The sequence below is a fragment of the Tenacibaculum sp. Cn5-46 genome, from assembly GCF_022347705.1.
Taxonomy (GTDB): Bacteria; Bacteroidota; Bacteroidia; order Flavobacteriales; family Flavobacteriaceae; genus Polaribacter; species Polaribacter aiptasiae.
In genome coordinates this window covers 17,762-32,238 of sequence record NZ_JAKRGD010000002.1, presented here as the reverse complement: position 1 = coordinate 32,238, position 14,477 = coordinate 17,762, and the positions used below count along the sequence as shown (strand labels likewise).

General features: G+C 29.9%; 16 protein-coding genes and 1 tRNA gene. 9 read left to right on the top strand and 8 right to left on the bottom strand.

All coding sequences use genetic code 11. The annotated features are described in order from the left end of the window. Positions 1-55: 55 nt before the first annotated feature. Positions 56-664 carry a superoxide dismutase gene (locus tag MHN29_RS04120; RefSeq protein WP_150897961.1) on the top strand — a complete coding sequence of 203 codons (609 nt, stop codon included), beginning with the start codon at positions 56-58 and terminating at the stop codon, positions 662-664. Between the two features lie 60 nt (positions 665-724). Here the strand turns inward: MHN29_RS04120 and MHN29_RS04115 are convergent, their stop codons facing one another. The 4 genes from MHN29_RS04115 to MHN29_RS04100 all read right to left on the bottom strand — a co-directional run bounded on the left by MHN29_RS04115 (position 725) and on the right by MHN29_RS04100 (position 3,565). Continuing rightward, on the bottom strand, positions 725-1,207 hold the full coding sequence (locus MHN29_RS04115; RefSeq protein WP_235274574.1) for a thioesterase family protein: 483 nt from the start codon (positions 1,205-1,207) through the stop codon (positions 725-727). A 51-nt stretch (positions 1,208-1,258) separates the two neighbouring features. After that, positions 1,259-1,852 (bottom strand): TetR/AcrR family transcriptional regulator, encoded by a 594-nt coding sequence (locus MHN29_RS04110; protein WP_235274575.1) that lies wholly within the window; start codon positions 1,850-1,852, stop codon positions 1,259-1,261. A gap of 95 nt (positions 1,853-1,947) precedes the next feature. Further along, positions 1,948-3,096: a cystathionine gamma-synthase gene (locus MHN29_RS04105; protein ID WP_235274576.1), complete on the bottom strand. Its 1,149-nt coding sequence runs from the start codon at positions 3,094-3,096 to the stop codon at positions 1,948-1,950. 13 nt (positions 3,097-3,109) lie between these two features. After that, complete coding sequence (locus MHN29_RS04100) at positions 3,110-3,565, bottom strand: DinB family protein (protein WP_235274577.1); 456 nt, start codon at positions 3,563-3,565, stop codon at positions 3,110-3,112. A gap of 42 nt (positions 3,566-3,607) precedes the next feature. Between MHN29_RS04100 and MHN29_RS04095 the strand changes: the two genes are divergently transcribed. From MHN29_RS04095 to MHN29_RS04080, 4 genes are all read left to right on the top strand, one after another. Further along, the gene (locus tag MHN29_RS04095; RefSeq protein WP_235274578.1) at positions 3,608-3,955 is read left to right on the top strand and encodes an arsenate reductase family protein; all 348 of its coding nucleotides are present in this window, start codon (positions 3,608-3,610) and stop codon (positions 3,953-3,955) included. Positions 3,956-4,035: 80 nt separating this feature from the next. Next, complete coding sequence (locus MHN29_RS04090; protein ID WP_235274579.1) at positions 4,036-4,491, top strand: hypothetical protein; 456 nt, start codon at positions 4,036-4,038, stop codon at positions 4,489-4,491. A gap of 166 nt (positions 4,492-4,657) precedes the next feature. Next, on the top strand, positions 4,658-5,065 hold the full coding sequence (locus MHN29_RS04085; protein WP_235274580.1) for a hypothetical protein: 408 nt from the start codon (positions 4,658-4,660) through the stop codon (positions 5,063-5,065). 133 nt (positions 5,066-5,198) lie between these two features. Next, entirely contained in the window at positions 5,199-5,399 is a 201-nt protein-coding gene (locus MHN29_RS04080) for a hypothetical protein (protein ID WP_235274581.1), read from the top strand. Positions 5,400-5,656: 257 nt separating this feature from the next. On the opposite strand, the gene MHN29_RS04075 is transcribed toward MHN29_RS04080, so the two are convergent. After that, the gene (locus MHN29_RS04075) at positions 5,657-6,133 is read right to left on the bottom strand and encodes a DUF4252 domain-containing protein (RefSeq protein ID WP_235274582.1); all 477 of its coding nucleotides are present in this window, start codon (positions 6,131-6,133) and stop codon (positions 5,657-5,659) included. Positions 6,134-6,303: 170 nt separating this feature from the next. Here MHN29_RS04075 and MHN29_RS04070 point away from each other — a divergent pair, with 170 nt between their 5' ends. Further along, positions 6,304-7,014, top strand: coding sequence for an AraC family transcriptional regulator (locus MHN29_RS04070; RefSeq protein ID WP_235274583.1), 711 nt, complete (start codon positions 6,304-6,306; stop codon positions 7,012-7,014). A gap of 58 nt (positions 7,015-7,072) precedes the next feature. After that, positions 7,073-8,716 carry a serine hydrolase gene (locus tag MHN29_RS04065; protein ID WP_235274584.1) on the top strand — a complete coding sequence of 548 codons (1,644 nt, stop codon included), beginning with the start codon at positions 7,073-7,075 and terminating at the stop codon, positions 8,714-8,716. Between the two features lie 58 nt (positions 8,717-8,774). Here MHN29_RS04065 and MHN29_RS04060 read toward each other — a convergent pair. Next, positions 8,775-8,845: transfer RNA gene (locus tag MHN29_RS04060), tRNA-Gln, on the bottom strand. Between the two features lie 185 nt (positions 8,846-9,030). Here MHN29_RS04060 and MHN29_RS04055 point away from each other — a divergent pair. Next, complete coding sequence (locus MHN29_RS04055) at positions 9,031-12,141, top strand: DUF2723 domain-containing protein (protein WP_235274585.1); 3,111 nt, start codon at positions 9,031-9,033, stop codon at positions 12,139-12,141. 5 nt (positions 12,142-12,146) lie between these two features. Beyond that, positions 12,147-12,800, top strand: coding sequence for a polysaccharide deacetylase family protein (locus MHN29_RS04050; RefSeq protein ID WP_235274586.1), 654 nt, complete (start codon positions 12,147-12,149; stop codon positions 12,798-12,800). Here the strand turns inward: MHN29_RS04050 and MHN29_RS04045 are convergent. Both MHN29_RS04045 and MHN29_RS04040 read right to left on the bottom strand, forming a co-directional pair. Then, on the bottom strand, positions 12,797-13,090 hold the full coding sequence (locus MHN29_RS04045) for a co-chaperone YbbN (protein WP_150897949.1): 294 nt from the start codon (positions 13,088-13,090) through the stop codon (positions 12,797-12,799). The genes MHN29_RS04050 and MHN29_RS04045 overlap by 4 nt on opposite strands. A gap of 87 nt (positions 13,091-13,177) precedes the next feature. Continuing rightward, positions 13,178-14,401: a metallophosphoesterase gene (locus MHN29_RS04040; protein WP_235274587.1), complete on the bottom strand. Its 1,224-nt coding sequence runs from the start codon at positions 14,399-14,401 to the stop codon at positions 13,178-13,180. Positions 14,402-14,477: the final 76 nt, after the last annotated feature.

Here is a 14,477-nt window from a genome sequence, read left to right as displayed (position 1 = left end):
AGTTAAATTTACAATCGGAAAAACGAAATTTTAAACTATTAAAAAACAAATAATTATGGCTTTTGAATTACCAGAATTAGGATATGCTTACGATGCATTAGAACCACATATAGATGCAAGAACGATGGAAATTCACCATGGTAAGCACCATAACGGATATACAACTAAGTTAAACGCTGCTATTGAAGGAACTGATTTAGAAGGAAAGTCTATTGAAGATATTTTAACAAACTTAGATATGAGCAACGGAGCTGTTCGTAATAATGGAGGTGGATTTTACAACCACTCTTTATTCTGGACAGTAATGAACCCAGAAGATAGAGGATACTTATCTGGAGAATTAAAAGACGCTATCGAAGCTGAGTTTGGTTCTAAAGAAGCTTTTATCGATGCTTTTTCTAAGGCTGCTGCAACTCAATTTGGTTCAGGATGGGCTTGGTTATGTGTTCACAAAGGAGGAAAAGTAGAAGTTTGTTCTACTCCAAACCAAGACAACCCATTAATGCCAGGTGTAACTTGTGGTGGAACTCCAATCTTAGGATTAGATGTTTGGGAGCACGCTTACTACTTAAACTACCAAAACCGTCGTCCTGATTATATTGATGCTTTCTTTAAAGTAATCAACTGGAACGAGGTTGAAAGAAGATATGCAGAAGCTAAATAATAACAAAGTTATTAGCTAACATATAAAATAAAACCCGCTAAATAGCGGGTTTTATTATGCTTATACTTTTTGAAAACGTAAGCTTTTAATTCTTTCTTCAAAAGATGTCTCTTCTACTGGTAAAACTACACTTTCAAATAAATTTAATAAATCTTCAGAGTGCTTTTCAGAAGCTAACTGTATTAGGTTAAAATAAGCAAAAGAGCTCCATAAAACGGCTTTCAATTCAGTTTTTGCCTCGTTCCACATACGGATTTCAACTAACAATTTTCTATCTCCGTAATTAATTAATTGAGAGTCAATAGTAACTGTTTCCATTAGAGTAGCAGGTTTCAAATAAGAAATTTGATGAGAAGCAACGACCCAGCTTTTTCCTTTGTTTTTTCCATGTGCATAGATGTCTAAATTGTAATTTTCAATTAGCTGATCTTCTCTAGCATTGATAAGATAATTAAAGTATGAAGCATTGTTTAAATGGTTAAAAGGATCGCAGTCTTGAAACCTTATTTTTGTTTTGCTTTCTAAAATTTTTGGTAATTCCATAGTTAATAAGTTTAAATATACCAATTGGTATATTTTTAATTAAAAAAATAGTTATAGTTGTAAATCTTGTTGTATAATTTGTTTCATGGTTAGTGATAAATCTGTAAGAAAACTAGGGTCTTTCATTATATATGACATGTATACAGCACCTTCAATCATATAAAAAAAACGTTTTGCATAAGTAGCATTATCTATAATAGGTTTAATTTCATTAGCTTGCTTTCCAGTTTCGATTAATAAAGAAAATTGCTCTAAAATTCGAGTATTATAAGAGCGAACTAAATTAGAAATAGCTGTATTTTGATTGTTAGAATCTACTCCAATGTTTAAAATAGGGCAACCTCCAAATTGTTTACTATAGTTATAATAGTTTTCGTAAAAAGAAGCTATATTATATAACTTTTCTATAGGAGAAGCGTCTTTATTAATATGTGCATTTAAATCTTTTAAAACATTTCTTACAGAAAAACGAAAAGCTTCAATAGCTAACTCTTCTTTGTTTTCAAAATGACCATAAATAGCACCTTTTGTTAAACCAGTAGCCTGAGTTATTTTTGATAAACTCATTGCCGAATACCCATTCTTGTTGAATATTGGAGCAACCGTTTCAATAATAAAAGCTTTTGTTTTCTCTGATTTAGACACAATAGTACTAGATTAAAGTGTAAATATATAAAAAATATACCAATCGGTATTTTTTGTAATAAAAAACAACTCCTCATAGTAAGGAGTTGTCAATTTTATATCTCTAAAGCTTGTGATAAATCAGCTAATAAATCATCAATATCTTCTATTCCAATACTTAAACGAATTAATGAATTCGTAATTCCTAATTTTAAACGTTCAGCTTCTGGTATCGATGCATGTGTCATTGTTATAGGATGACTTACCAAACTTTCTACACCTCCTAAAGATTCAGCAAGTGTAAAAATTTTAGTGTTTTCTAAAAAAGAAAGCGCTGCTTCTTTGCTTTCATCTTTTAAACGAAAAGAAACCATTCCACCAAAATCATCCATTTGCTTTTTAGCAATCTCATGATTTGGGTGGCTTTCTAACCCTGGGTAATAAACATCGCTAACCTTTGGGTGTGTATTCAAAAATTCAGCAACAGCTTTTCCGTTTTCACAATGGCGCTGCATACGCAAGTGTAAAGTTTTAACACCTCTTAAAGCTAAAAACGAATCCATTGGTCCAGCAATAGCGCCGGCTGCAAACTGTATAAAATGTAACTCTTTAGCAAGTTCAGCATCTTTTACCATCAAAGCACCCATAACAAGATCGGAATGACCTCCTAAGTATTTTGTTGCCGAATGCATTACAATGTCTACTCCTAAATCTAAAGGGCGTTGTAAATAAGGTGTTGCAAAAGTATTATCAACACCAATTAAAATATTGGCGTTTTTTGCTTTTACAACTTTGGTAATTGCAGCGATATCTGCAATTTTCATTAACGGATTGGTTGGTGTTTCAATCCATATTAATTTGGTGTTGTTAGAAATAGCATTGGTTACATTAGCTATTTCATCCATGTTTACAAACTGAAAATTTAACCCGTAGTTTTTAAAAAGTCTCATAAACATACGGTAAGTACCACCATAAATATCATCACCAGCAATAACTTCATCGCCAGCTTTTAAAGTTCTTAAAACACAATCAATAGCAGCTAATCCTGATGCAAATGCAAAGCCATGTGTTCCGTTTTCCAAAGCTGCAAACGAATTTTCTAGTGCAGTTCTCGTTGGATTTGCACCTCTAGAATATTCATAACCTTTATGTACTCCTGGACTAGCTTGTGCATATGTTGAGGTTTGAAAAATGGGAGTCATTACAGCACCTGTAGACTCCTCATGTTTTTGACCTCCATGTATGGCTTTGGTATTAAATTTCATGCGCTGCTTTGTTTTATACCAACTTAGTTAAAGCCATAATATTACCTAAATGAATACCTTCATGTAAATTATTAAAGGCAATAGCACTTTCAATAGAATCTAAAACAAATCCAGTACTAGTTTCGTAAGTGGTGTAGCTTGTAAAAATTCCAGCTTCAAAATCTTCTTTTAAAGTATCAGGTAAACCGATTAATAAATCTTTTACTTCTTCAAATTCTTCTTCAGTAAATGTTTCCGTAGGAAAAGTACCTTTTCTGTATTTTTCAATTAATTCATCTGAAGCTAAACAGTTTAATCCAGATAACTTATAATGTAATAACTGCTGAGTTACTACTAAATGGGCTACATTCCAAGCAATATTGTTTTTAAATCCTTCTGGAATTTTATGTAATTGCTCACTTGATAAACCTTCTATTTTTTTTAAAACTAATTCTCTTGATTTTTTTAAAACTTCAAATTGTTTGTTCATTTTTCTACTTATTTTAGCTAGCTCAAAGATAATTATTTACCCATGAAGAAAGTTTATTTTTTACAAACTTGTGATACTTGCCGTAGAATTTTAAAAGAAGTAAATATTGACGGTTTTGAAAAGCAAGAAATTAAAACCAATGCTATAACTGTTGAGCAATTAGAAGAAATGCGAAAATTGACGGATAGTTATGAGAGTTTATTCAATAAAAGAGCAAAACTATACAAGGAAAGAGATTTAAAAAATCAGAACTTAACGGAAACTGATTATCGTCAATTTATTTTAGAAGAATACACGTTTTTAAAGCGTCCAGTTTTTATAGTAGACAATGAGATTTTTATAGGAAACAGTAAAAAAGTAGTAGAAGCTTTAAAAGAAAGAGTGAATTAAGACTTTTTTTAAAGAATAAATAAACATTAAAAACTGCCTTAGTAATGAAGTGGTTTTTTATTTTTAAAAAAAATATTAATATGAAAAATACTTTATGGATTAGCTTGATTTTTCTCGTTTTTCTTTCGTGTAAAAAGGAGAACTCAGAGGTGAAAACTTTAATATTCTCTAACGATGCCAGTACTAAGATTTTTAACGAAGAAATTAATGAAATAAGACGGTTTTTTAAAAATAAAAGTGAAGAACAACAAGTGCTTTATTATGAGTATTATGATAAAATAATAATGCTTGAAAAAGAAATGAATGTATATTCAAAATTAGAAAGTATTGAGTCAAAAAAAGAGTTTCTACAAAAAATTAAAGATAATCTGGAGAAAAATTATGGTGTTAAAGGAGTTGTGTTTAATAGTTTGAAAATGAATGTGAAATCAGATGCTTTAACATTTAATTCAGTTGCTAATAATGATATAAGCAGAACTTTATATTCTTTTTATAAGACAATGTATGTGTACTCTCCTGCAAGAGAAGGACTTTAAGATGTATGAGACGAGATAGTTTTTTAGTTTGATTACAAAATGAGTTTAATGAAAAAATTAAAAAGTTTATTAATTGTTTTTGTTTTAAGTGCAATTACTTATTTGTTTTTTAATCCAATACTTGTTTTTATCAATTTGGAAAATTAATCATATTCAAATAAAAAAGATGAATAAAAAAAATAAATTAAAAACTTGGAGCTTTAGCCTTGTATTAGGAATGGGATTATTGTTTATTTCATTTATTTCTTTAGTTTCAATATTTGCTATAGGACATGAATTAAATATCAAAAATTTAGAAACATTAATTATGTTCGTAATAGTCTTTTTGCATTTTATTTGCGGCTTATTATTAGTTGTCTTTTTTAACAAAAATGTAATGTATATAAAAAAAGTTGTAACTATTCTTTTAGTTTTTACAGCATTATCTTTAATTTATATCTTATATGAACTTTCAAGTGTAAAAGTTGAAGGTTATGTTGTAGACCCACTTTTGTTAATCCCATTGTCAATTTTGTTGTTAAATATCAAGGTGTTTTTAGACTTTATAAAATCTAAAAACACTATATTAAATTAGTAATAGACATTGCTCCCGCACGGTTATATCGTGTGGTAAAAGGAAATATAAATTACTTATGTTTATCGCTATTCAGAGACTAGCGAGAGTAGAAGCCTTAATAACAAGGTGTTTTTTTTATTTTTAGAAAAAAATGAATAGAATAATAAGAAATTTAGTGTACTTGATAGTGTTCTGCTTAATATCAGTAATTGTAAAATATCTTTTTACAACGATAAAAGGGCAAAATGTAGAGAGTATAGATTATATATTGAGTGCTGGTTTTGGCTTTGTGATGTGGTTATATTATTTGTTTTCTGGGAAATTAAAAAAATCAGAAAAGAAGAGAGTCTAAATAAAATATCTTTAACCATAAGCTTTTGAAACTCTTCTTATTCGAGTAAATAATATTTTGTCACTAGTGAAAGAAGTATTTTGCTTATAAGCAAAGTGTTTTGGTAAGTCTAATGATATTAAAAGAATAACGAGGGTTATAATCTGTATATAACCCTCGTTGTGTTGTTTAAATAATTACCGTTATGGTGTTTATATAAATATAGTTATTCAAAGTAGTTGCTGTACTTTAAAAAATAAAAGTACTTACGTTTGCTTTTATCTAGAAGCTACTTTGTTTTTAGAAGAAGCTAATAAGCTAGCTAACTCGTCTTTTGTAATTTTAGTCTTAATACCTAATAATACTAATTTATCGCTATCGCCACTAGCTCTTACAATAATCTCTCTTACATATCCCTTCTTTTCTAAGAATAAAATTTCTGCTTTACCACCTTTATCTTTAGCTCTTACCAAAGTTTTTAAACTGTTTTTTCTAGAAAAACGTCTAAAATCTTTAGAAACATTATTGTTGTTATTATCAAAAATCATAATCTTAAAGTCGCTCGATTGCTCTAAAAGATTTTTTAATTCTTTATTATCAGTGTCATCTAAAAAAGAACCAGCAAAAGAGCTAGATAAGTTTATAGAAAAAGCAGATTTGTCTTTATGACTCTTGTAAAATTGTTTGAACTTAGCTTCTTGTGCAGATAAGCTTACTAAGAAAAAGCAGAATAATGCTGTTAAAATTCGTTTCATAATGGTTTGTTTTAGTTTTACAAGGGAGACGACCAGCTTTAAAATTTGTTACAATAAAAATTATTTTGGAAAATTATAGAGTTATTTTTTATTAGATTCAAGCTATTGATAATGAGTTGGAAACTTGTAACAAAAAGAAGGGTTTATAGTCTTAACTATAAACTTTGTCCATGGCTAAAAAAATTATTTTTGCAATTGTGTTATTCTCCGTTATTTATCTTTTTACCTATAGGATTTATCATTCTTGGCTAAACAAAAGATTTGAACCAAAGGATGTTTATATTTTAAAATGGATGTATAAGATTGTTGTTGTATTTGCATTCTTTTCGTTTTTATGGGCACCTTATAGTATAAGTAGTTCGGTAGTATTTATTTTTAAGTTAAGTTCTGTAGCATCCATCTTTTTTATAGCGACTCGCCTTGGCGCTAAAACCTTTTTTAAACCAGAAACAGTACCGCTAAAAAATAGTGAGGATAGTATAAGAAAAGAAAAACCATCAGAAGAAATCTACAAAAAAGCATCATGGTTAAAAGGACAAATGATAGCAAACCAGTTTTATCTAAATCCTGATCTAACATTAAAATCTTTAGCAGAGAACCTAAATATGACTCCGCATGTTCTATCAAAAGTAATTAATGATGGGTTGAATAAGAATTTCTCCGATTTTGTAAATGAATATAGGGTAGAAGCAGTAATAGAAAAAATGCGTAACGAAAAATACAATCATATAACACTGTTAGGTTTGTCTTTTGAATGTGGTTTTAATTCAAAAACAACTTTTAATAGAGTATTTAAAAATATAAAAGGAGTTACTCCTTTAGTTTATAAAAAATCAATAAAAGATACTTCAGAACAACTAAAAATGAGTGCCATTTTATAGTTTGGAGCTATTGCTGTCTTGTGTGAATATATGTTTGTTAAAAATTTAAATTAAAAACATGAGATTGAATTATTACTTAGTGCTTATTGTTTGTTTAATGATTTCTAACAATACGATAAGCTTCGCACAAAAAAAATCAGAAGAAATAGCAACTGGAAAATTATTTTTCTCCAAAATTGATTTTCAGAAAAGTAAAATAACTTCAAAAAATTATACTAATAGTTTCACTTTACATAAGGACAAATACTTAAATATTCACTTTGCATTAGATAAACCTCTTATTGAAAGTCTTAAATCGTTAGCTCCTAATTTAACAGATGATCAATTACTAAATAAAGGAAACTTTCAGTTTTCAATTATAGTAGATGGAAAAAAGGTACATACTGAGAATTTAAACAAAGGAGCAGGAACAGTTGATTTTAAAACCAAAAAAAGAAAACACTTTATTCCATTAATGTATCCAGAACAAATTGATTTTTGGGGCTGGTTTATGTGGATGAAGTTCATGAAATTAAGTGGAGGACAAGATGTGTTGGTAGGAAGTAAACGTTCTTTAACTTTTGAGGTTCGACCTTATATAAAAACAGAAACATTAAAAGAGGGGCCTGTATTAGCTAAAGGAAATATTACCGTTGAGGTGGCTAAAATTCCTGTGGATGAAAGTTTGATTCCTATTCAAAAAATAGAACCGAATAGTGGATGGGAATTATCAAAAAGCACTTTTAATGCTAAAATAATAGAAGATCTGAACAGAAAAATAGCAGAAAAAAGATTTGAAGATATCAATGGGATTGTAGTTATAAAAGACAATAAATTATTAATAGAAGAATATTTTAATGGAGAAACTAGAAATAGTTTACATGATGCAAGGTCGGTAGGAAAATCATTTGCTTCTACAGTATTAGGAATAGCAATTAAAGAAAACTATATACAAAGTGAAAATGTGTTGTTGAAAGAATTTTATGATTTACAATCTTTTGAAAATTATAGTAAAAAGAAAGACTCGGTAACATTAAAATCTCTCTTAACAATGAGTTCAGGATTTGTTGGAGATGATAGTGATTACAATAGTATAGGGAACGAAGAAAAGATGTATCCAACGAGTAATTGGGTTAAATTCTCACTTGATTTACCTATGGAGAAGGAAAAAAAGATAGGTGAAGATTTTTCTTATTTTACTGCAGGAGTCGTTATTTTGGGAGATGTTATTCATAAATCGGTACCAAAAGGGTTGGTGTCTTATGCAGAAGAAAAATTATTTAAACCATTAAATATAACTAACTATAAATGGCAATACACTCCACAAAAAGTAGGAAATACAGCCGGAGGAATACAACTAAGGGCTATTGATTTTGCAAAGTATGGTCAATTATATAAGAATAAAGGAATGTGGAATGGTAAACAGATTTTAACCAAAGAATGGGTAGATAAAAGTTTATCAAAACAAGTTAGTCAAATTAATGCAGGGATAGAAAACGGTTACTATGGTTATCTTTTTTGGAATAAAGAATACAAAGTAGAAGGCAAGAGTTACGAGGTTTCTTTTTGTAGTGGGAGAGGGGGGAATAAGATTTTTATTTTTAAAGACATTCCATTTGTGGTAGTTATAACTTCTTCGGCGTATAATAACCCCATTGCTCACCTTAATGCAGATAAGATTGTAAAGGAATATATACTGCCTGCGGTAATTGAAAAGAAGTAAAAAGAATCAAAATATATTGCAAAAAAAAGACTTAACATTATCTGTTAAGTCTTTTTAGTTGGCCTACAAGGACTCGAACCTTGAATATCGGTACCAAAAACCGGTGTGTTACCATTACACCATAGGCCAATTGCGTGATTGCGGATGCAAATTTACATACTTTTTTCGTTTACACAAAACTTTTTTTGATTTTTTTTTCTTTAACAGAAAATTATCTGATTTACACCACTACAAATATAATCAAAATTATATTTTTGCTAGAAACAAAAACAGACTAGTTATTAGTACATTCACAATAACTTTATTAAAAATCTATGGACGAATTTAACTACAAAAAATGGAACACAATTTTAGGTTGGGTTACATTTGCAGTGGCATTAATCACTTATACTTTAACATTAGAACCTACCGTGAGCTCATGGGATTGTGGTGAATATATCTCTACAGCAGTAAAATTAGAAGTAGGGCATCCACCTGGAGCACCTTTATTTCAAATGCTAGGAGCTTTCTTTGCAATGTTTACCAGCGACCCTAGTCAGTGGGCTATGATGGTAAACTTTATGTCGGGCTTAGCTAGTGCATTTACTATTCTGTTTATGTTTTGGACTATAACTGACTTGGCTAAGAAAAAGGCCACTAGAAATGGTGAGTTTGGTAAAAGTGCAGCTATAGCTGTTTTAGGAAGTGGAGTAGTCGGAGCTTTAGCATATACATTTTCAGATAGTTTTTGGTTTAGTGCAGTAGAAGGTGAAGTATATGCAATGTCATCATTTTTAATGGCGTTGTTATTTTGGTTAGGATTACGTTGGGAAAGTGAAATTAATACACCAAGAGGTAATAAATGGCTAGTATTAATAAGTTTTGTTGTAGGACTTTCATTTGGAGTACATATATTATCGTTATTAGTAATACCATCAATAGTATTATTATACTTCTTTAAAACGTATAAAGATATCAATGTAAAAACTACAGCAATAGCAACGGTAGTTTCAATATTAGTATTGGCATTTGTATTTAAGTTTTTATTTCCATTCACACTTAAGTTCTTTAGTGTATCAGAACTTTTCTTTATCAATCAAATAGGATTACCATATAATTCAGGAACTATTATAGCCGGAATAGTATTAATTGTATTGTTCTATTTTGGATTAAACTATACTCGTAAAAAAGGTTTAGTAACAGGAAATACTTTAGTGTTGTCGATATTATTTATCATGATTGGTTTTTCATCATGGTTAATGTTACCAATACGTGCAAATGCAGATACAGTAATTAATGAGAATAATCCTTCTAGTGCAAGAGAGTTGTTAGCGTATTACAATCGTGAACAATATGGTGATGCAAATGTATTTTACGATAAATACTATTCTGTAGCTTACGACCGAGAGCAAGATCCAGAAAAACCATATAGAGATGATAAACCTAAATACGAAAAGAAGGATGGGAAATATGTAATTGTAAATAAATACAAAAATGTACTACCTAATTACTCAAGTAAACACAAAGGGTTTATACCAAGGATGGTTGATCCAGGTTCGGAACAGCATTATAAAAGAATAGCAGGAATACCAGCAAGAAGTAAAAGACGTCCAACCTTTATAGAAAATATGAGGTTTATGCTCGATTATCAGTTCGGTTATATGTATGGGCGTTATTTTATGTGGAATTTTGTAGGTCGTCAAAATGATATACAAGGACATTTAGATATAGAATCAGGAAACTGGTTAAGCGGAATTAATTTTATTGATGAAGCTCGTTTAGGTTCGCAAAAAAACTTACCAGATGATGTAAAGAATAATAAAGGACGCAATACTTATTTCTTTTTACCATTAATTTTAGGATTAATTGGGTTGTTATATCAGGCTAAGAAGGACAAAAAGAATTTATATACACTTGCAATGTTTTTTGCATTCACAGGGTTTGCAATTATATTCTATACCAACCCAAAACCATTTGAGCCAAGAGAAAGAGATTATGCAGTAGTAGGTTCGTTTTATGTATTTGCTATTTGGATAGGATTTGGAGTGTTAGCACTGTATGAATATTTTAAGAACTATGCGAATAAAAGAGCAGTAGCTATAGGAGTATCAGTGGTTTCGTTACTAGCAGTACCAGTATTAATGGGAGCTCAAAACTGGGATGATCATGATAGAGCAGATAGATACATTGCACAGTTAAACGCACAAACATATTTAGAAAGTTGCGATCCGAATGCAATTATATTTACTATTGGTGATAACGATACATTCCCGTTATGGTATATGCAACAAGTAGAAGGTGTTCGACCAGATATTAAGATTGTAAATACAAGTCTTTTTCAAACAGATTGGTATATTGACCAAATGAAAAAGAAAACATACGATGCTGATCCTATACCGTCAAAATTAACACACGACCAGTATAAATATGGAACTTTAGATGTAGCGTATTATTATCCATTACCACAATTGAAAGATTCAATTTGGCCAATAGATACCTTTATGCGTTGGATTTCTAGTGATAGTGATAGAACATATTTAGAAACAGGAGAAGATTCTAAAGAAAAATTTTATCCATTAAATAGAATTAGAATTCCAGTAAATAAAGAAAATGTATTAAAAACTGGATTGGTAGCTAAAAAAGATGCCGATAAAATTTTACCATATATAGATATTACTGTCGATGAGCAAGGGCTAACAAAGAATAGAATTTTAATGTTAGATATCTTAAATAATTTCGATTGGAAACGCCCAATTTATTTTACAGGAGGAGCAAATGCAGATGAAGAGTATATTTGGTTAAAAGACTATTTGCAGCTAGATGGAATGGCATATAAACTAGTACCAATAAAAACACCAAACAAAGGAAAGTCTATATTTGATATGGGGCGTATTGACCCAGAAAAAATGTATGCTAATGTTAAAAAATGGGATTGGAAAACCATTAATAATGGTAAAATCTATTTAGATGAGCAAAGTAAGCGTAATGCAATATCAATTAGAAACAACTTAATGCGATTATCAGAAGAGTTTATGAAACAAGGAGACTCGGTAAAAGCAAAAGATGTGCTAGATTTATCATTATACAAAATGCCAATTAAAGATTTTGACCATTACAGTATTTCTTTAGGATATCCTGAGTTGTATTACCGCATGGGAGATATTGATAAGGCCAGAGAAACATCAGAAACATTAACTGAAATTTTCCAGCAAAAATTAAAGTATTACCATACGTTTGATTATGAAGACTTAGATTTAGTGAAAGAGAATATAGAAACGTATTTGTACATGTATCAAAATGTAATGCAACAAATTATGCGTTATGATGATACAGAATATGGTAAAAAAGCGCTTAAAGATTATTTAATTCATGAAGGTTTGTTTAATCCGTCATCGACAGAAGAAAATGAGCGATTTATGCAACAATTAGATTCTATAAAACCTTAAAATTAATGAGGTTGTATTTTATAAAAACACCACGTATACTTAAAAAAATATTTTCTAAGTATACGTGGTGTTTCTCTTCTAATAAAAAAGAAATTTATCTAACTTTTGATGACGGGCCTATTCCTGAGGTTACAGAGTTTGTGTTAGATGAATTGCAAAAATATAATGCAAAAGCAACCTTTTTTTGCATTGGCGATAATATTAGAAAACATCCTATAGTTTTTTCTCGAATAGTAAAAGAAGGACATTCGGTAGGGAATCACACATTTAATCACCTAAATGGTTGGAAAACGAATCAAGAAGACTATATAAAGAATGTTGAGCTTTGCGAAGAGATTATTAATAATGAGATTTCTAAAATAAAGGAGTCTAATGAAACAAAATTGTTTAGACCTCCTTATGGTAAGATAAAAGGAAAACAAGCAAAAGAAATGCTTAAAAAAGGGTATAGGGTTATAATGTGGGATGTCCTTTCTGCAGATTTTGACACCTCAGTAACTAAAGAAAAATGCTTAAAAAACGTGTTAGATAATACTGAAAAAGGAAGTGTTATCGTTTTTCATGATAGTATAAAAGCAAGTGGCAGGCTGTATTATGCTCTTCCAAAGTTTTTGGAAGAATATACAAAAAAGGGGTATGAATTTAAGGCTATACTTTAAACGTACTGTTGTACTAAGCCGATTAAAGTGTTAGCATCTTGCTCACCGGTCTGGCGCCATTTCATTTCGCCATCTTTATAAATCATAAAAGTTGGGTTTCCTTTAACGCGCAAAGCATCAGCAAGAACTTCATTCTTTTTAATGTCTATTTTAATAACTTTAGCTTTATCTCCTAAAGCAGCAGCGACATCACGAAGTGTGTCTAAGCTAGGTTCTACCTCGCTCCAATCTGTATAAAAGTCAATTAAAACAGGTTTGTCAATACTTATAATTTCACCAAACTTTGTCATTTCTATAAAGTTTTATATAAAAAATTTATCAAAATTACCGATTTTTTTTTAAATAGATATTAACATTTGTTTAAATTCCTTTAAAAATCAGGCTTTTTTTAGCTCTATTACAGTAATTTCTGGCCAAATACCCACTCTTCCAGGAAAAGCATGGTATCCAAAACCTCTATTTACGTTAATATAACGCCCAAATTCCTCATATAAACCAGCCCATTGCTTGTAAACATACTTGGCAGGGCTCCATTTGATAAATCCTGGGATTTCTATACCAAATTGTAAACCATGTGTATGTCCGCTTAGAGTTAACTGGTAGTTAAAATCGTCTTTTTTAACTTTATATTCCCAGTGACTAGGGTCGTGACTCATTAATACTTTAAAATCGTCTTTATTAATTCCTTCAGAAGCCTTTTGTAAATCGCCAGCTTGATTAAAACCTTTTCCCCAGTTTTCTACACCAATTAAAGCTATTTTTTGACCATCTTTTTCAAGATATCTATTCTCATTTAGTAATAAGTCAAAACCAATTTTAGGATGAATTCCTTTAATGGCGTCAAAATTTGCAGTTTTCTCTTCTTTGCTTTCCCATTTTGAATAATCACCATAATCATGGTTTCCAAGGATAGAATATTTTCCCGAAGGAGCTTCTAATTGTTTAAAAGTGTCAATCCAGTTATCCATTTCAGTAGCAAAATTGTTTACAATATCACCAGTAAATAAAATTACATCTGATTTTTGCTCGTTTATTAAATCAACACCATATTGAATTTCTTCTTTATTAGTAAAACTACCAGAATGAATATCGGTAATTTGAGTAATTGTAAAACCATCGAAAGCATCAGGTAAATCACTAAATTTTAATTGATATTTAAGTACTTTATAATTGTATTTACCTTTAAAGATTCCATAAAGTAAACTTGCAAAAGGAATAGCAGCAATACCTATAGCTAATTTGGCAATAAAACTTCTTCTTCCAGCCAATTCTTTAGTGTCATTTGAGGAAAAATACGAGATAGCTTTTTGAATCCATCTTACTAAATCTTCTCCAAGCATAAACAATAAAATAAATAATTTAGGAACTAAAGCTAGTAGTAAAAAACCAAATGCCCATTGAAATTGCTTGGTTTGACCAGAACTTCTATCGGAAGTAAAAATTACATAAAAAAAGTTGACGTATGCTAAAACTCCGAAGAGTAACCATCCGTAACGAATAAACTTATTTTTAGTTACTGTTTTAATGGCTTGAAAAGCATAAGTTTCAAGTAAAATAATAAGTAACGAAATGATAATGATTGTTATAAGCCAACGAGACATATTTATGTTTTTTTAAGTCGAACAAAGATAGGGGGATTCTAAAAAATCAATTTTTAACATCTTGTTAAAGTTTTGT